Annotated in this window: 16 protein-coding genes; 12 read left to right on the forward strand and 4 right to left on the reverse strand. The window is 60.1% G+C overall.

All coding sequences use genetic code 11. The features are described 5' to 3' along the window. The first annotated feature begins 271 nt into the window (after positions 1–271). The 7 genes from glyA (at position 272) to fdhA (ending at position 9288) form a co-directional block, all read left to right on the forward strand. On the forward strand, positions 272–1525 hold the full coding sequence (gene glyA, locus ACOI8A_RS14615; RefSeq protein WP_420647270.1) for a serine hydroxymethyltransferase: 1254 nt from the start codon (positions 272–274) through the stop codon (positions 1523–1525). Between the two features lie 20 nt (positions 1526–1545). After that, positions 1546–2796, forward strand: coding sequence for a sarcosine oxidase subunit beta (locus ACOI8A_RS14620; RefSeq protein WP_047303829.1), 1251 nt, complete (start codon positions 1546–1548; stop codon positions 2794–2796). A 29-nt stretch (positions 2797–2825) separates the two neighbouring features. Next, positions 2826–3155, forward strand: coding sequence for a sarcosine oxidase subunit delta (locus ACOI8A_RS14625; RefSeq protein WP_420647269.1), 330 nt, complete (start codon positions 2826–2828; stop codon positions 3153–3155). Further along, a complete protein-coding gene (locus tag ACOI8A_RS14630; protein ID WP_420647268.1) occupies positions 3152–6169 on the forward strand; it encodes a sarcosine oxidase subunit alpha in 3018 nt (1005 codons plus the stop codon). The genes ACOI8A_RS14625 and ACOI8A_RS14630 overlap by 4 nt, the downstream gene beginning before the upstream one ends. 83 nt (positions 6170–6252) lie before the next feature. Further along, positions 6253–6885, forward strand: a complete 633-nt coding sequence (locus tag ACOI8A_RS14635) for a sarcosine oxidase subunit gamma (protein WP_420647267.1) — start codon at positions 6253–6255, stop codon at positions 6883–6885. Positions 6886–7101: 216 nt separating this feature from the next. Further along, positions 7102–7959 carry a formyltetrahydrofolate deformylase gene (gene purU, locus ACOI8A_RS14640; protein ID WP_420647266.1) on the forward strand — a complete coding sequence of 286 codons (858 nt, stop codon included), beginning with the start codon at positions 7102–7104 and terminating at the stop codon, positions 7957–7959. Positions 7960–8088: 129 nt separating this feature from the next. Beyond that, entirely contained in the window at positions 8089–9288 is a 1200-nt protein-coding gene (fdhA, locus tag ACOI8A_RS14645) for a formaldehyde dehydrogenase, glutathione-independent (RefSeq protein WP_420647265.1), read from the forward strand. 56 nt (positions 9289–9344) lie between these two features. Here fdhA and ACOI8A_RS14650 read toward each other — a convergent pair whose 3' ends face one another. Continuing rightward, complete coding sequence (locus ACOI8A_RS14650) at positions 9345–9656, reverse strand: hypothetical protein (RefSeq protein WP_420647264.1); 312 nt, start codon at positions 9654–9656, stop codon at positions 9345–9347. A 262-nt stretch (positions 9657–9918) separates the two neighbouring features. Between ACOI8A_RS14650 and ACOI8A_RS14655 the strand changes: the two genes are divergently transcribed. Further along, positions 9919–10476 carry a DUF2780 domain-containing protein gene (locus ACOI8A_RS14655; protein ID WP_420647263.1) on the forward strand — a complete coding sequence of 186 codons (558 nt, stop codon included), beginning with the start codon at positions 9919–9921 and terminating at the stop codon, positions 10474–10476. A gap of 1 nt (position 10477) precedes the next feature. Here ACOI8A_RS14655 and ACOI8A_RS14660 read toward each other — a convergent pair whose 3' ends face one another. Continuing rightward, entirely contained in the window at positions 10478–11365 is an 888-nt protein-coding gene (locus ACOI8A_RS14660; RefSeq protein ID WP_420647262.1) for an acyltransferase, read from the reverse strand. Positions 11366–11609: 244 nt separating this feature from the next. Between ACOI8A_RS14660 and ACOI8A_RS14665 the strand changes: the two genes are divergently transcribed. The 3 genes from ACOI8A_RS14665 to creC all read left to right on the forward strand — a co-directional run bounded on the left by ACOI8A_RS14665 (position 11610) and on the right by creC (position 14282). Further along, positions 11610–12116, forward strand: a complete 507-nt coding sequence (locus ACOI8A_RS14665; protein WP_420647261.1) for an ATP-dependent zinc protease — start codon at positions 11610–11612, stop codon at positions 12114–12116. A gap of 67 nt (positions 12117–12183) precedes the next feature. Continuing rightward, entirely contained in the window at positions 12184–12864 is a 681-nt protein-coding gene (gene creB / locus ACOI8A_RS14670) for a two-component system response regulator CreB (protein ID WP_420647260.1), read from the forward strand. Continuing rightward, entirely contained in the window at positions 12864–14282 is a 1419-nt protein-coding gene (gene creC / locus ACOI8A_RS14675) for a two-component system sensor histidine kinase CreC (RefSeq protein ID WP_420647259.1), read from the forward strand. Before creB ends, creC begins: the two co-directional genes overlap by 1 nt. Before the next feature lie 6 nt (positions 14283–14288). Here the strand turns inward: creC and ACOI8A_RS14680 are convergent, their stop codons facing one another. Continuing rightward, the gene (locus ACOI8A_RS14680; RefSeq protein ID WP_420647258.1) at positions 14289–15299 is read right to left on the reverse strand and encodes an acyltransferase family protein; all 1011 of its coding nucleotides are present in this window, start codon (positions 15297–15299) and stop codon (positions 14289–14291) included. A gap of 166 nt (positions 15300–15465) precedes the next feature. Here ACOI8A_RS14680 and creD point away from each other — a divergent pair, with 166 nt between their 5' ends. Continuing rightward, on the forward strand, positions 15466–16833 hold the full coding sequence (gene creD, locus ACOI8A_RS14685; protein WP_420647257.1) for a cell envelope integrity protein CreD: 1368 nt from the start codon (positions 15466–15468) through the stop codon (positions 16831–16833). A 172-nt stretch (positions 16834–17005) separates the two neighbouring features. Here the strand turns inward: creD and ACOI8A_RS14690 are convergent, their stop codons facing one another. Further along, positions 17006–17635, reverse strand: a complete 630-nt coding sequence (locus tag ACOI8A_RS14690; protein WP_420647256.1) for a glutathione S-transferase — start codon at positions 17633–17635, stop codon at positions 17006–17008. Positions 17636–17645: the final 10 nt, after the last annotated feature.

The raw sequence follows: 17645 nt of genomic DNA on the forward strand, positions 1-17645 counted from the left end.
CTGCGATCTTTTGATTTTGCTTTTTAAGATCCAGATCAAAAGATCGTCCGAACGCGGCCCGAGCCTGCGGCAGCTCCTACAGGGGATCTCTGTGGATTTGGGGAGTGTGTGCGGTCAGCCATTTCGCGCTATGTCGTAAACGCACCTTTGCGTGGCGTCCGTAGGCATTTGAACTCCCGGCGCCGGTCATACCATCGCATCAAAGGGCACTGCCGCCAGGCAAGGGCCTCACTGATACGAATGGCGCACCGCCGCCGCCGGGAGAGACGCGATGTTCAGCAAGCAAGACCAGATCCAGGGTTACGACGATGCACTGCTGGCGGCGATGAATGCCGAGGAGCAACGTCAGGAAGATCACATCGAGCTGATCGCGTCGGAGAACTACACCAGCAAACGCGTGATGCAAGCGCAAGGCAGCGGCCTCACCAACAAATACGCCGAAGGCTATCCGGGCAAGCGCTACTACGGCGGCTGCGAGCACGTCGACAAGGTTGAAGCGCTGGCCATCGAACGCGCCAAGCAACTGTTCGGCGCCGATTACGCCAACGTCCAGCCGCATTCCGGTTCTTCCGCCAACAGCGCCGTTTACCTGGCGCTGATCCAGCCGGGCGACACCATTCTGGGCATGAGCCTGGCCCACGGCGGTCACCTGACCCACGGCGCCAAAGTGTCGTCCTCGGGCAAGCTCTACAATGCCGTGCAGTACGGCATCGACACCAAAACCGGTCTGATCGATTACGACGAAGTCGAGCGCCTCGCCGTCGAGTGCCAGCCGAAAATGATCGTTGCCGGTTTCTCCGCTTACTCGAAGACTTTGGACTTCCCGCGCTTCCGTCAGATCGCTGACAAGGTCGGGGCGTTGCTGTTCGTCGACATGGCCCACGTTGCGGGTCTGGTCGCCGCTGGTCTGTATCCGAATCCACTGCCGTACGCCGACGTGGTGACCACCACCACGCACAAAACCCTGCGCGGCCCGCGTGGTGGTTTGATCTTGGCCAAGTCCAACGAAGAGATTGAAAAGAAACTTAATTCTGCAGTGTTCCCCGGCGCCCAGGGCGGCCCGCTGATGCACGTGATCGCCGGTAAAGCCGTGTGCTTCAAGGAAGCGCTGGAGCCGGGCTTCAAGGCGTATCAGCAGCAAGTGATCGACAACGCTCAGGCGATGGCGAGCGTGTTTATCAAACGTGGCTACGATGTAGTGTCCGGCGGCACCGACAACCATTTGTTCCTGGTCAGCCTGATCCGTCAGGGACTGACCGGCAAAGACGCCGATGCCGCCCTCGGTCGTGCGCACATCACCGTGAACAAGAACGCCGTACCGAACGACCCGCAGTCGCCGTTCGTGACCTCCGGCCTGCGCATCGGCACCCCGGCGGTGACCACGCGTGGGTTCAAGGTGACCCAGTGCGTGACGCTGGCCGGCTGGATCTGCGACATCCTCGACAACCTCGGTGATGCCGACGTCGAAGCGAATGTTGCCCAGCAGGTTTCGGCCCTGTGCGCTGACTTCCCGGTTTATCGCTGAGCGTTCTGGAGTACATGACTATGCAACGCTATTCAGGCTTCGGCCTCTTCAAACACTCGCTCAGCCACCACGAAAACTGGCAGAAAATGTGGCGCACGCCGACCCCGAAAAAGGTCTACGACGTGGTCATCGTCGGCGGCGGCGGGCACGGTCTCGCCACGGCTTACTACCTGGCGAAAGAACACGGCATCACCAACGTGGCGGTGGTCGAGAAGGGCTGGCTGGGCGGCGGTAACACCGCGCGCAACACCACCATCGTGCGTTCCAACTACCTGTGGGATGAGTCGGCGCATCTGTACGAACACGCGATGAAACTCTGGGAAGGCCTGTCGCAGGACCTGAACTACAACGTGATGTTCTCCCAGCGTGGCGTCTATAACCTGTGCCACACCTTGCAGGACATTCGTGATTCCGAGCGTCGGGTCAGCGCCAACCGCCTCAACGGTGTCGATGGCGAACTGCTGAACACTGAGCAAGTGGCCAACGAAATTCCGTACCTCGATTGCTCGAAAAATACTCGCTACCCGGTACTCGGTGCGACCGTGCAGCGGCGCGGCGGCGTGGCTCGTCACGATGCCGTGGCCTGGGGCTTCGCGCGTGCCGCTGATGCGCTCGGCGTGGATTTGATCCAGCAGACCGAAGTGATCGGTTTCCGCAAGGAAAACGGTGTGTGCATCGGCGTAGAAACCAACAAGGGCTTCATCGGCGCCAAGCGCGTCGGCGTAGTGACGGCGGGTAACTCCGGACACATGGCCAAACTCGCCGGTTTCCGTCTGCCGATCGAATCCCACCCGCTGCAAGCGCTGGTGTCCGAGCCGATCAAACCGATTATCGACAGCGTGATCATGTCCAACGCCGTGCACGGTTACATCAGCCAGTCGGACAAGGGCGACCTGGTAATCGGCGCCGGTATCGACGGCTACAATGGCTATGGCCAGCGTGGTTCGTACCCGGTGATCGAACACACGATTCAGGCAATCGTCGAGATGTTCCCGGTGCTGTCGCGGGTGCGCATGAACCGCCAGTGGGGAGGCATCGTCGACACCACCCCGGACGCCTGCCCGATCATCTCCAAGACCCCGGTACCGAACATGTTCTTCAATTGCGGTTGGGGCACCGGCGGCTTCAAGGCTACTCCCGGCTCGGGCAACGTATTTGCCGCAAGCCTGGCCAAGGGTGAAATGCACCCGTTGGCCGCACCTTTCTCCATCGACCGTTTCCACAACGGTGCGTTGATCGACGAACACGGCGCTGCTGCCGTCGCCCACTAACCGTCGACCTGATAAAGAGGAGAAACCCCATGTTGCATATCTTCTGTCCTCACTGCGGCGAACTGCGCTCCGAAGAGGAATTCCATGCATCCGGCCAGGCGCACATTCCGCGTCCACTGGATCCGAACGCCTGCTCTGATGAGGAGTGGGGCGACTACATGTTCTTCCGTGATAACCCGCGCGGTCTGCACCACGAGTTGTGGGACCACGTCGCCGGTTGCCGCCAGTACTTCAACGTCACCCGCGACACCGTGACCTACGAGATTCTCGAAACCTACAAGATCGGCAGCAAGCCGCAATTCACCGACAAGGCTGACGCTGCGAAAACAGCCACGACGGCGCTGGGAGAGAAGGTATGAGCCAGACCAATCGCCTGTCCAACGGTGGACGGATCGACCGCGATAAAGTGCTGAGCTTTACCTTCAACGGCCAGACCTACAAAGGCTTCGAAGGCGATTCGCTGGCCGCTGCATTGTTGGCCAACGGCGTCGACATTATTGGCCGCAGCTTCAAGTATTCGCGTCCACGCGGGATCTTCGCAGCCGGTGCCGAAGAGCCGAACGCGGTGCTGCAGATCGGCGCCACCGAAGCCACGCAGATTCCCAACGTGCGCGCCACGCAACAGGCGCTGTATCAAGGTTTGGTCGCCACCAGCACCAACGGCTGGCCGAGCGTCAATAACGACATGATGGGCATTCTCGGCAAGGTCGGCGGCAAGCTGATGCCGCCGGGTTTCTACTACAAAACCTTCATGTACCCGCAATCGTTCTGGATGACTTACGAGAAGTACATCCGCAAGGCCGCAGGTTTAGGCCGTTCGCCGACCGAGAACGATCCGGACACTTACGACTACATGAACCAGCACTGCGACGTGCTGATCGTTGGCGGTGGCCCGGCCGGTCTGGCGGCTGCTCTGGCCGCTGCGCGCAGCGGTGCCCGGGTGATTCTCGCCGATGAGCAGGAAGAGTTCGGCGGCAGCCTGCTCGACTCACGCGAAAGCCTCGACGGCAAGCCTGCGGTGGAATGGGTCGCCAGCGTCATCGCCGAATTGAAGGACACCCCGGACGTGCTGCTGTTGCCGCGCGCCACGGTCAACGGCTACCACGACCACAACTTCCTGACCATTCACGAGCGCCTTACCGATCACCTCGGCGACCGTGCGCCAATCGGCCAGGTGCGGCAGCGCATCCACCGGGTTCGCGCCAAGCGCGTGGTTCTCGCGACCGGTGCTTGCGAGCGTCCGCTGGTCTACGGCAACAACGACGTGCCGGGCAACATGCTCGCAGGTGCAGTCTCGACTTACGTTCGCCGCTACGGCGTGGCACCGGGCAAAAAGCTTGTCTTGAGCACCAACAACGATCACGCCTATCGCGTGGCGCTGGATTGGCTCGATGCCAGTCTGCAAGTGGTGGCGATTGCCGATGCCCGCAGCAATCCGCGCGGCGCGCTGGTGGAAGAAGCACGCGCCAAAGGCATTCGCATCCTCACCGGCAGCGCCGTTATCGAGGCCCGTGGCACCAAGCGTGTGACCGCTGCCCGTGTGGCTGCAATTGATGTCAAAGCGCACAAAGTCACCAGCCCGGGTGAATGGCTCGACTGCGATCTGGTTGCCAGCTCTGGCGGTTACAGCCCGATAGTTCACTTGGCTTCGCACCTTGGTGGCAAGCCGACCTGGCGCGAAGACATCCTCGGTTTTGTACCGGGCGAAGCACCGCAGAAACGCGTGTGCGTCGGTGGCATCAACGGCGTCTACGGTCTCGGCGATTCGCTGGCCGATGGTTTTGAAGGCGGCGCGCGTGCGGCCAGCGAAGCCGGCTTCAGCGTCGTGGAAGGCACCTTGCCCAAAGCGCTGAGCCGTCATGAAGAACCGACGCTGGCGCTGTTTCAGGTGCCGCACGAAAAAGGCACGACACGCGGACCGAAGCAATTCGTCGATCTGCAAAACGACGTCACTGCCGCTGGCATCGAACTGGCGACCCGAGAAGGTTTCGAGTCGGTCGAGCACGTCAAACGCTACACCGCGCTGGGCTTCGGCACCGATCAGGGCAAGCTCGGCAACGTCAACGGTCTGGCCATCGCCGCGCGTTCATTGAACGTGACCATCCCGCAGATGGGCACCACCATGTTCCGTCCCAACTACACGCCGGTGACTTTCGGCGCGATCGCTGGCCGGCATTGCGGGCACATTTTCGAGCCGGTGCGTTACACCGCGCTGCATCAATGGCACCTGAAAAATGGCGCCGAGTTCGAAGACGTTGGCCAGTGGAAACGTCCGTGGTACTTCCCGAAAAACGGTGAAGATCTGCATGCCGCCGTCAAACGCGAATGCCAGGCCGTGCGCGACAGCGTTGGCCTGCTCGACGCTTCGACCCTGGGCAAGATCGATATTCAAGGCCCGGATGCGCGCGAGTTTCTCAACCGCGTCTACACCAACGCCTGGACCAAGCTCGATGTGGGCAAGGCGCGCTACGGTTTGATGTGCAAAGAAGACGGTATGGTCTTCGACGACGGTGTGACGGCGTGTCTGGCCGACAATCACTTCGTGATGACCACCACCACTGGCGGCGCCGCGCGCGTCCTGCAATGGCTGGAGCTGTACCACCAGACCGAATGGCCGGACATGAAGGTGTACTTCACCTCCGTCACCGACCACTGGGCGACCATGACCTTGTCCGGGCCGAACAGCCGCAAGCTGCTCAGCGCCGTCACCGACATTGATCTGAGCAACGAAGCGTTCCCGTTCATGACCTGGAAAGAAGGTCAGGTCGGCGGTGTGCCGGCGCGGGTGTTCCGCATCTCGTTTACCGGAGAGCTGTCGTACGAAGTCAACGTACAGGCCGACTACGCCATGGGCGTGCTGGAAAAAATCGTCGAGGCCGGCAAGCAGTACAACCTGACGCCGTACGGCACCGAGACCATGCACGTGCTGCGGGCCGAGAAGGGTTTCATCATCGTTGGTCAGGATACCGACGGCTCGATGACCCCGGACGACCTGAACATGGGCTGGTGCGTTGGTCGCACCAAACCGTTCTCGTGGATCGGCCAGCGCGGCATGAATCGCGAAGACTGTGTGCGAGATCAGCGCAAACAGCTGGTGGGCCTGAAGCCGATCGATCCGACCAAGTGGCTGCCGGAAGGTGCGCAGTTGGTGTTCAACACCAAGCAGGCGATCCCGATGACCATGGTCGGCCACGTGACCTCCAGTTATGCGCACAACTCCCTCGGTTATTCGTTTGCCATGGGCGTGGTCAAGGGTGGTCTGAAGCGTTTGGGCGAGCGGGTGTTTGCACCGCTGGCGGACGGCAGCGTGATCGAGGCGGAAATCGTGTCTTCGGTGTTCTTCGATCCGAAAGGTGATCGCCAGAATATTTGATGGCCTCGAGTCCTGTGGGTGGGCTGCCAATCGCTAGCAGGCTAGCTCCCACAGGAACCAACAGAATTCAGGAAGGGTGCTTTATGACCACAGCCAATGTTTACCAACAACGCCCGACTACCGGGGCTAAAGCCGAGTCGTCGCTGCATCACGCCGACCTCGCCAGCCTGGTCGGCAAGGGCCGCAAGACCGCTGGCGTGACCGTGCGCGAAAAGAAACTGCTCGGCCATTTGACCATTCGTGGTGATGGTCATGACGCTGCATTTGCTGCTGGCGTGCACAAGGCGTTGGGCATCGAATTGCCCGGCGCCCTGAGCGTGATCGTCAAAGGTGAAAGCAGTCTGCAATGGATGGGCCCGGATGAGTGGCTGCTGATCGTGCCGAGCGGTGAGGAGTTCGCCGCCGAGCAGAAACTGCGCGAAGCGCTGGGCGATCTGCATATCGCCATCGTCAACGTCAGCGGCGGCCAGCAACTGCTCGAACTGAGCGGGCCGAACGTGCGTCAGGTGCTGATGAAATCCACCAGTTATGACGTGCATCCGAACAGCTTTCCGGTGGGCAAGGCTGTCGGGACGGTGTTTGCCAAGTCGCAGTTGATGATTCGCCATACCGGCGAAGACACTTGGGAATTGCTGATTCGCCGCAGTTTCTCGGATTACTGGTGGTTGTGGTTGCAGGATGCTTCGGCTGAATTTGGGCTTAGTGTTCAGGCCTGAAAGATCAAAAGCTACCCCCTCACCCCAGCCCTCTCCCCCAAGGGGGAGAGGGGGAAAGGGAGCAGATTTGTGTAGTTTTCGGGCCTGAGTTCGACTCGGTATCTCACGTCGGCGTAACTCGACAGAACACCTCGGTCAGTCCCCTCTCCCTCTGGGAGAGGGCTAGGGTGAGGGAAAAACCTGACACCCCGCACAAAGAACAGGAGTCATCGCACCATGAGCCGCGCCCCAGACACATGGATTCTGACCGCCGACTGCCCCAGCGTCCTCGGCACCGTGGACGCGGTGACGCGTTTTCTGTTCGAGCAGGGTTGCTACGTCACCGAGCACCACTCGTTCGATGACCGCCTCTCGGGCCGTTTCTTCATCCGCGTGGAATTCCGTCAGCCCGATGGTTTCGACGAACAATCCTTCCGCGCCGGCCTCGCCGAACGCGGGCAGGCGTTCGGCATGATCTTCGAGCTGACCGCGCCGAACTACCGGCCGAAAGTGGTGATCATGGTGTCCAAGGCCGATCACTGCCTCAACGACTTGCTCTACCGCCAGCGCATTGGCCAGCTGTCGATGGACGTTGCAGCCGTGGTATCGAATCACCCAGACCTCAAGCCGCTGGCCGACTGGCACCAGATCCCGTACCACCATTTCCCCCTCGACCCGAATGACAAACCGGCGCAGGAGCGCAAGGTCTGGCAGGTGATCGAAGAGTCCGGCGCCGAGCTGGTAATCCTCGCCCGCTACATGCAGGTGCTGTCGCCGGAGCTGTGCCGCAAGCTCGATGGCAAGGCGATCAACATCCATCACTCGCTGCTGCCGGGCTTCAAGGGCGCCAAGCCGTATCACCAGGCCTACAACAAAGGCGTGAAACTGGTCGGCGCCACCGCGCATTACATCAACAACGACCTCGATGAAGGGCCGATCATTGCCCAGGGCGTCGAGGCGGTGGATCACAGTCACTATCCCGAGGATCTGATTGCCAAGGGGCGGGATATCGAGGGCCTGACTTTGGCGCGGGCGGTTGGGTATCACATCGAACGAAGAGTGTTTCTCAACGCCAATCGCACTGTCGTTCTTTAGGCCGCTATCGCTGGCTTGCCAGCGATGAGGCCCTCACAAGCAACACATAAACAGCATCTGTACCCGAGCACTTAACGCGCTGCCTGCCTGGGCAACGCGGTTTCATAAAAACAACAGCGAGGTGAAAGCATGTCTGGCAATCGTGGTGTGGTGTATCTCGGCGCGGGCAAGGTCGAAGTACAGAAAATCGACTATCCGAAAATGCAGGATCCGCGCGGCAGGAAGATTGAGCACGGCGTCATCCTGCGCGTGGTTTCAACCAATATCTGTGGCTCTGACCAACACATGGTGCGCGGCCGCACGACGGCGCAGACCGGTTTGGTGCTGGGCCATGAAATCACTGGCGAAGTGATCGAAAAAGGCTCCGATGTCGAGAACCTGAAGATCGGTGATCTCGTCTCTGTGCCGTTCAACGTGGCTTGCGGGCGCTGCCGTTCCTGCAAAGAGCAGCACACCGGCGTCTGCCTGACCGTCAACCCGGCCCGTGCCGGCGGTGCTTATGGCTACGTCGACATGGGCGACTGGACCGGTGGCCAGGCCGAATACGTGCTGGTGCCTTACGCCGACTTCAACCTGCTGAAGCTGCCGGATCGCGACAGGGCCATGGAGAAAATCCGCGACCTGACCTGCCTTTCCGACATTCTGCCAACCGGCTATCACGGCGCAGTGACCGCTGGCGTCGGTCCAGGCAGCACCGTTTATATCGCCGGTGCCGGCCCGGTCGGTCTCGCCGCTGCAGCGTCTGCACGCTTACTCGGCGCGGCGGTGGTGATCGTTGGTGACGTCAATACCATCCGCCTGGCGCATGCCAAAGCGCAGGGTTTTGAAATTGTCGACCTGTCCAAAGACACACCGCTGCATGAACAGATCGCTGCGTTGCTGGGCGAGCCAGAAGTCGATTGCGCGGTGGACTGTGTTGGCTTCGAAGCGCGTGGCCATGGTCACGATGGCGTGAAATCCGAAGCGCCGGCCACCGTGCTCAACTCGCTGATGGGCGTGGTGCGTGTCGCCGGCAAGATCGGTATCCCGGGCCTGTACGTGACCGAAGATCCGGGCGCCGTGGATGCCGCGGCGAAAATGGGCAGCCTGAGCATTCGCTTCGGTCTCGGCTGGGCCAAATCCCACAGCTTCCACACCGGGCAGACGCCGGTGATGAAGTACAACCGCCAGTTGATGCAGGCGATCATGTGGGACCGGATCAACATTGCCGAAGTGGTGGGCGTGCAGGTCATCAGCCTCGACCAGGCGCCGGAAGGTTACGGCGAGTTCGATGCGGGCGTGCCGAAGAAGTTTGTGATTGATCCGCACAAGTTGTTCAGCGCGGCGTAAGTTGCGTCCATGAAAAAGAGCAACCGGTCAGGTTGCTCTTTTTTTGCCGATCAAATTCAACGTGTGTATGAGCACTGTTTGGCATCACCGTCGGTGACTGCACAATCACCCTTTTCCCAAGCGGTTCCCTTGCCTTTTATCGGAGCTCCGGGTTTGTAAACGGTAGTAATGCCAGTGCTGCCTTCAGCATCATACTGGCAGATCAATTTGGCTTGCTTAGTGGTTCCGTCTTTGATGCGAGCAGCTGTAAATTTGGCGTCATGGGCGCCACTTGAAGTGGTGACAGATACCTCCGCGCAGGTCTCTGCGTACGCAGTACTCATCATGGTCAGGCAAACCAATGCACCGGTGAAAAGTTTCAGCATCATCGTTTGTACTCCGTTACGTAAGTTGAACTCAAATCATCCGTAGTCGAGCCAACATTTCCTACTGTCATAAATGACAGTCTTTTAGTCCTTTTCGAAATAGTTGCCATTTACATCAGAAGTAATCGAACTAAACGTGTGGGATCGCGAGCAATCTTGCGCGAGGAAGTGCACCGCCCAGGATGGAACATGCCGATGAATACCCGGTCCAATCGGCAGTTTGATCGCTGAGTGGGCGGTCTTTACGCCACAAGAGGATGTCTGAATGAAGATTTCACGCGGTTTTGCCCTGGCATCGCTCCTGACTCTGGCTGCCGGCCCGGTGTTTGCCGGTTTCAACCTGAACGATGTGGCGAGTGCGGTATCGGGCATGCAGGGTGGCGACAAGGCGGCTGCCGCAGCGCCGACGTCGGAAACCGCGGGTCTGTTGAGCGCGCTGAGTGCGCTGGACGTTACGCCGCAGCAAGCGGTGGGTGGCACCAGTGCCATGTTGGGGCTGGCGAAGAACCAGCTCAGCAGCACTGACTATTCGCAGTTGGCCAAGGAAGTGCCCGGCATCGACAAGCTGTCGGGCGGCGGCGGTAATCTTGCGGCGTTGAGCGGGCTGCTGGGTTCGTCGGGCAAATCCGCCGGGCTGGAGAACGCCTTGGGCAACGTCAAGGACACCAATGACCTGAACAGTGCCTTCAGCGCGCTGGGCATGGACAGCGGGATGATCGGCCAGTTTGCCCCGGTGATCCTGCAATACCTTGGTCAGCAGGGCGTTGGCGGTTCGCTGTTGCAAAGCCTCGGCAGCATCTGGGGCACTGGCACCGGTAGCTGATTCAGCGGCGCTCGCCGTGTAGCTCGGCGATGCGCTGATCCTTGAGTGTCCAGAGCTGGTTGACCCAGTTCTGGACCTGAACGCGAAACTGCGGATCATTTTCGTAATCGCCCTGCCACAGCGCCGGATCCAGCTCGCGGGTCTGGATGTCGATGATCACCCGTGGCACGCCGCCGCTGATCAAGTCCCAGAATCCGGGAATTTTCTGCTGTGGATAAACCACGGTCACGTCGAGAACCGCGTCCAGCTGTTCGCCCAGCGCCGCCAGCACAAACGCCACGCCGCCCGCCTTGGGCTTGAGCAGATGCTTGAACGGTGATTGCTGCTGAGCGCTTTTCGCTGCGGTGTAGCGCGTGCCTTCCAGATAATTCACCACCGTCACGGGCTGGCGTTTGAACAGTTCGCAAGCGGCTTTGGTGATCTGCAGATCCTTGCCGGCCAGTTGCGGATGTTTCGCCAGAAAGGCCTTGCTGTAGCGCTTCATGAACGGGTAGTCCAGCGCCCACCACGCCAGCCCGAGAAACGGCACCCAGATCAGTTCTTTCTTGAGGAAGAACTTGAAGAACGGCGTACGCCGGTTGAGGGTCTGGATCAGCGCCGGGATATCGACCCACGACTGATGGTTGCTGATTACCAGATACGAGGTGTCGCCACGCAGATCGTCGCCGCCGCGAATGTCCCATTGGGTGGGGATGCACAGGCGGAAAATCAGCTTGTCGATCTCTGCCCAGGTCTCGGCAATCCACATCACCGCGCCGGACGCGTAATCGCGCCAGCGGCCGGGGGCGACCAGTTTGAGCAGGGCGAATACCAGCAACGGCCCGATCAGGATCAGGGTGTTGAGCAGCAGCAACAGGGTGACGAAACAGCCGGTGAGCAGGCGGCGCATAAGCAACTCTTTGAAATCGGATGGCGCGCCATGATAAGCAGCTTCGGGCGACAGGCCAAATCGGCGCTGACGAATGTTTCACCTCAATCTCGCTAAGATCAAAAGATCGCAGCCTGTGGCAGCTCCTACATAGATCGGTGTAGGAGCTGCCACAGGCTGCGATCTTTTGATCTTTGGTTTGCCGAACGAATTCAGAGGCAACGGTCTAAAATCCCGTGCCTAACTCCCCAAGGAAGCCCCTTACGTGAAATCCCTCTTTGCACTGCTTGCCCTGGTGACCCTGCCGGTCATGGCCGCCGAGCCGACGCTATACGGTCGTTACGAATACATCGCGCTGCCGGAAATCGGCGGTGAAGTGCTCAAGGCGAAAATGGACACCGGTGCACTGACCGCCTCGCTGTCGGCCAAGGATATCGAGACTTTCACCCGCGATGGTGAAGACTGGGTGCGGTTCCGCCTGGCCACCAAGGATGCGAGCAACAAGGTCTACGAGCACAAGGTCGCGCGAATCAGCAAGATCAAGAGTCGCTCCGACGAGGACGATGACGAGCGTGACAGCGCCGATCCCGCCAAGCGTCCGGTGGTCGATCTCGAGCTGTGCCTGGGTAACGTCAAGCGCACCGTCGAGGTCAACCTGACCGACCGCAGCCATTTCAACTACCCGCTGCTGATCGGTGCCAAAGCCTTGCGTGAGTTTGATGCCGCAGTCAATCCGGCACGCCGTTATACCGCCGACAAGCCGGATTGCTAAGTGGTCTCATTGACGTAACGTCAGGCTTGGGGCACCGTTCGCGCACTTAACCACGGGCTCGGACGCCATGCCGCATATCCTGATTGTCGAAGACGAAGCGGCGATTGCCGACACGCTGATTTTTGCCTTGCAGGGCGAGGGCTTTACCACGACGTGGGTGAGCCTCGGCGCGGCGGCGCTGGAGCATCAGCGCCAGACCCCGGCCGATCTGATCATCCTCGACATCGGCCTGCCGGATATCAGCGGTTTCGAAACCTGCAAACAGCTGCGACGCTTCAGCGAAGTGCCGGTGCTGTTTCTCAGCGCGCGGGATGCCGAGATCGACCGTGTGGTCGGTCTGGAGATCGGCGCTGACGACTATGTGGTCAAGCCGTTCAGCCCTCGCGAAGTTGCGGCGCGGGTTCGCGCGATTCTCAAACGCATGGCGCCGCGAGCGCTGGCCGAAACGTCATCAGCGCTGTTTCGCATCGATGCCGAGCGGGTGCAAATCAGCTATCGCGGTCAGGCATTGACCCTGACCCGGCATGAATTCCGTCTGCTGCAATGCCTGCTCGAACAACCCGAACGAGTGTTCAGCCGCGAACAATTACTCGATGCCTTGGGCGTGGCGGCGGATGCCGGCTACGAGCGCAGCATCGACAGCCACATCAAAAGCCTGCGCGCCAAGCTGCGGCTGGTGCGCGCCGAAGCCGAGCCGATCCAGACCCATCGCGGCCTCGGCTACAGCTACAGTCCGGGGCACAGCTGATGTCGCTCGGGCTGCGGATTTTCCTCGTTTACGTGCTGTTCATCGGCCTGACCGGCTACTTTGTGCTCAACACGGTGATGGAAGAAATCCGCCCCGGCGTGCGTCAGTCCACCGAAGAAACCCTGGTCGATACCGCCAACCTGATGGCGGAAATCCTGCGTGACGATTTCAAGGCCGGCACCCTAAGCGAGAACCGCTGGCCAGAGTTGCTGCGCGCGTATGGCGAGCGCCAGCCGCAAGCGACAATCTGGGGTTTACCGAAGAATCAGGTCAATCACCGCATCTACGTCACCGACGCCAAGGGCCGCGTGGTGCTGGATTCCAGTGGCGTTGCGGTCGGTCAGGACTATTCGAAGTGGAACGACGTCTACCTGACTTTGCGTGGCGAGTACGGCGCACGTTCCAGTCGCAGCGATCCGGATGATCCGAACTCCTCGGTAATGCACGTCGGCGCGCCGATTCGTGACAACGGCCAGATCATCGGCGTGGTGACGGTGGCCAAACCCAACAGCTCGCTGCAACCCTACGTCGATCGCACCGAGCGGCGTTTGCTGGCGTATGGCGCCGGGCTGATCGGCCTCGGTTTGTTGTTCGGCGCGTTGCTCTCATGGTGGCTGAGCCGGGCGCTGCACCGGTTGACCGGTTATGCCCAAGCGGTCAGCGAAGGTCGCCGGGTTGAAGTGCCGCACTATCGCGGCGGGGAACTGGAGCAGCTCGCGACAGCAGTGCAGCACATGCGCACGCAGCTCGAAGGCAAGGCTTACGTCGAGCGCTACGTGCACACGCTGACCCACGAACTGAAAAGTCCGCTGGCGGCGATTCGCGGCGCGGCAGAGCTGTTGCACAGTGAAATGCCGCTTGCTCAGCGCCAGCGCTTTGTCGGCAACATCGACAGCGAAAGTGTGCGAATGCAGCTATTGATCGAACGGCTGCTGGATCTGGCGCACGTCGAGCAGCGTCAGGGTCTGGAAGAACGGGTCGCGGTGCCGTTGGGCGTTCTGGTTGATGAGCTGTTGCAGGCGCAGATGGCGCGGATTGCTGGCAAGCAGCTACGCATCGAACACGAGATTGCAGGTGATCTGCTGCTGATTGGCGAACCTTTTCTGTTGCGGCAGGCCTTGGGCAATCTGCTGGACAATGCGCTGGATTTCACCCCGCCACAGGGCTTGATGCGCTTCAGCGCCGAGCGGGTTGGGGAACAGGTCGAGTTTCGCTTGTTCAATGCAGCGGCGCCGATTCCTGAGTACGCATTGCCGCGTCTCAGCGAGCGCTTCTACTCGCTGCCGCGTCCCGACAGTGGGCGTAAAAGCACCGGCCTTGGGCTTAACTTCGTCGAAGAAGTGGTCAAGTTGCATGGCGGAGCGCTGCGGATCGAAAACGTGCAGGGCGGTGTGCAGGTGAGTTTGCGCTTGCCCTGATGCGCCTCAATCCGGCGCCGTCGCCACTTCGGTTTCGCGTTGCCTTTTGCGATGCGCCCATTGCAATGCCGGGCGTTCTACCCAGCGCCAAGAGGCAGTGGCCAGCACAATCACGATCAGCGCCGACGCGATCATCGACGGCCAGAATGCCAGCGCGGTCTTGTTGATCACCAGTTGCTGCACTGGAAATGCGTACAGATAAATGCCGTAGGAGATATCGAAGCGGCCGCGAATGGTGTGATCGACGTACAACAGACCGAGGGCCAACGTGGCCAGGCAGATTCCCAGCGTGACCATCACCGCCGCCAACGGAGTTCCTATCGCCGCCACGATCAAGCCACCTGATCCCGCCAGCATCAGCAGCAGCCGGCGCGCAGAGCCAAGATATTGCTTATGGAAAGCCAGTAGCGAGCCTGCGAAAAACGCGATGCCCGCGCAGCCATACACCGCCAGTTTCGGCGCGAGTGGATGGGTTACACCGTTGCCCAATACAAAGGTTGCCATACAAAACAGCGCAAGCAATGCGCTGGGCATCAGCGCTCGTCGGTAAATACCGATTGCGCCAGCCAACAGCAAGTAAAACGCGAACTCGATTTTCAGCGTCCAGAGACTGCCGTTGAAGGATTCGCTGAAGATGAAGTCGCTGGTGATCTGCGCAATGTCCGCTCGCCCGAATACCGATATACGCAGGAAATCGACCAGCGCGGCGGAGTACGTCAGGTAACCTTCTGCGAACAGTCCACCGGCGACGAAGGTCATGATGAAGGCGCAGGCAATCAACGCTGGGAATATCCGTGCAACGCGTTTGCTCAGATAGTCGGTGAAGCTGCTGGCATTGAGGAAGCTGCGTGTGATCAGCAGGCCGGAAATCGAGAAGAAGGCGATGACGGCGATGCCACCCAAGGAGTTGTAGCCGGCAATGCCCGGCTCTTCGAAGCCCGAGAGCACGAAGTGATGGCTGACCAGGACCATCAGCGCGGCCACATGCCTGATCAAGTCGAATGAGTTGTTTCGCAATCGGGTAGTCCTTGGTTCAAGTTTCGTCCACAGAGCAGCGGCGGTTCTGCCGATGCTTGCCGGAAAAAGCCTTTTACAGGTATTTCCACGCAAAGCCCACACAACCTCCATAACAAAACCATACAGCGCTCGCAGACTCGCCCCATTCCAACCAGGGAGCGTTCTGATGAACCGAAATCTGACAATAAAACTCGGGGCAATTGCCCTGCTGATCCTGCTGTTGCTGGTGCCGTTGCTGATGATCGACGGCGTGATCGATGATCGCCAGCAACTGCGCGACGGCGTGCTTGAAGACATTGCCCGCAGCTCCAGCTACAGCCAGCAACTCAGCGGGCCGGTGATGGTGGTGCCGTATCGCAAAGTGGTGCGTACCTGGAAAACCAAAGAGAAAAGCGACGAGCGTTATCAGGAAATCGGCGAAGAACGCGGGCGATTGTACTTCCTGCCGGAGCGCTTTGAACTCGACGGCAAGGTACAGACTGAACTGCGTGCTCGGGGTATTTATGAGGCGCGGCTGTTCCACGCCGACACTCGCATCAACGGGCATTTCTCGCTGCCGGCGCAACTGGGCATCAAGGAAGATTTTGCCGATTACCAGTTCGACGCGCCGTTTCTGGCGGTCAGCATCAGCGACATTCGCGGCATCGAAAATGCGCTGAAACTGGAAGTTGAAGGTCAGCGTCTGGACTTCGTGCCCGGCACGCAAGTGGCGTGGCTCGGCGAAGGTGTGCGGGTGATGCTGCCGGCGCTGGATACCAGCAAAGCAACCGAATTGCCGTTCGGTTTCGATCTGCGTCTGCAAGGCACCGGCTCGTTGCAGGTGTTGCCGGTGGGCAAGACCAGCAGCGTCAACCTTGAAGCCAATTGGCCGCACCCAAGTTTTGTCGGCAACTTCCTGCCGGCCAAGCGTGAGATTACCGATCAGGGTTTCAGCGCCAATTGGCAGACCTCGTTCTTCTCCACCAACCTGCAAGAAGCGATGAACCGCTGCGTGGCGGGGGACTGTGATGCGTTCAACGGCCGTAGCTTTGGTGTGAGCTTCATCGATCCGGTGGATCAGTATCTGAAGAGCGACCGCGCCATCAAGTACGCGTTGCTGTTCATCGTCCTGACGTTCGCCGGTTTCTTCCTCTTTGAGGTGCTGAAAAGCCTCGCGGTGCACCCGGTGCAATATGCGCTGGTGGGTGTGGCGCTGGCGTTCTTCTATCTGTTGCTGTTGTCGCTGTCGGAACACATCGGTTTCGGCCCGGCGTATGTGTTGTCGGCCAGTGGTTGCGTAATGTTGATCGGGTTTTATGTCTGCCACGTGCTGCACAGCGTGCGCCACGGCTTGAGTTTTTCCGCGGGGCTGGCGGCGTTGTATGGTCTGCTCTACGGCTTGTTGAGTGCCGAGGATTACGCGCTGTTGATGGGCTCGCTGCTGCTGTTTGGTCTGCTCGGTGTGTTCATGGTGCTGACACGCAAACTTGACTGGTACGGGATCGGGCAGAAGCCGGGCGAGCAGTTGGAGTTTGATATTGGAGCGGTGCAATGAGCCGGGTAGGGCTGCGCGAGGATCGGCGGGAGATTGAGGTGTTGGTGACGCTGATGTTTTCAGTGTTACCAGCGCAACCGAGTTGGTGCCATCGCCAGCAGGCTGGCTCCCACAGGGAGACGCGTTCCAATGTGGGAGCCGGCTTGCCAGCGATGCGGCCCGAACAGCCGACCTAGACCTTGGGCATTGTCGCAATCATCGAAGGCCGCTGGCTCACTTCAAAGAACCAGTTGGCCAGATTCGGGTTGGCTTCGCGCCAGCCCAGATCCGGAAAGCGCAGATCGAGGTAACCCAGCGCACAGGCAACGCTGATTGCCGCCACATCGAAATGGCTGGTCAGTTCGGCAATCGCATCGCGCTCAAGCAGCGCGAGGCCGCGGCGGATCTTCTCGCGCTGGGCTTCCAGCCATTCGTCCCAGTGCTTTTCCGGGGCGCGCAGGACTTGTTCATAACGCACCATGACGGAGGCGTCCATGATCCCGTCGGCCATTGAGGCCAGGGTCAGACGCCGCCAGCGCGCCGAGCCTTCGCGCGGTATCAGCGGATTGCCGACATGCTGGTGGTCGAGGTAATCGAGGATGACCCGGCTGTCATGGATGACATTGCCGTCGGCCAGGCGCAGGGCCGGGATCTTGCCCAGCGGATTGTCCTGATTCAGCGCCGCATCCGGGCTGACCGGGCTGAGCATGCAGTCTTGCAGGGCAACGCGATCCTGCTGGCCGGTCTCGTGCAACATCACCACGACTTTGCGCACGAATGGCGAGAGAGTGTTGTGAAACAGGGTCATGCTGGGGGCGGACATCGGCATTCCT

Origin of the sequence: Pseudomonas sp. P4795 (assembly GCF_048822895.1) — a bacterium.
Taxonomy (GTDB): Bacteria; Pseudomonadota; Gammaproteobacteria; order Pseudomonadales; family Pseudomonadaceae; genus Aquipseudomonas.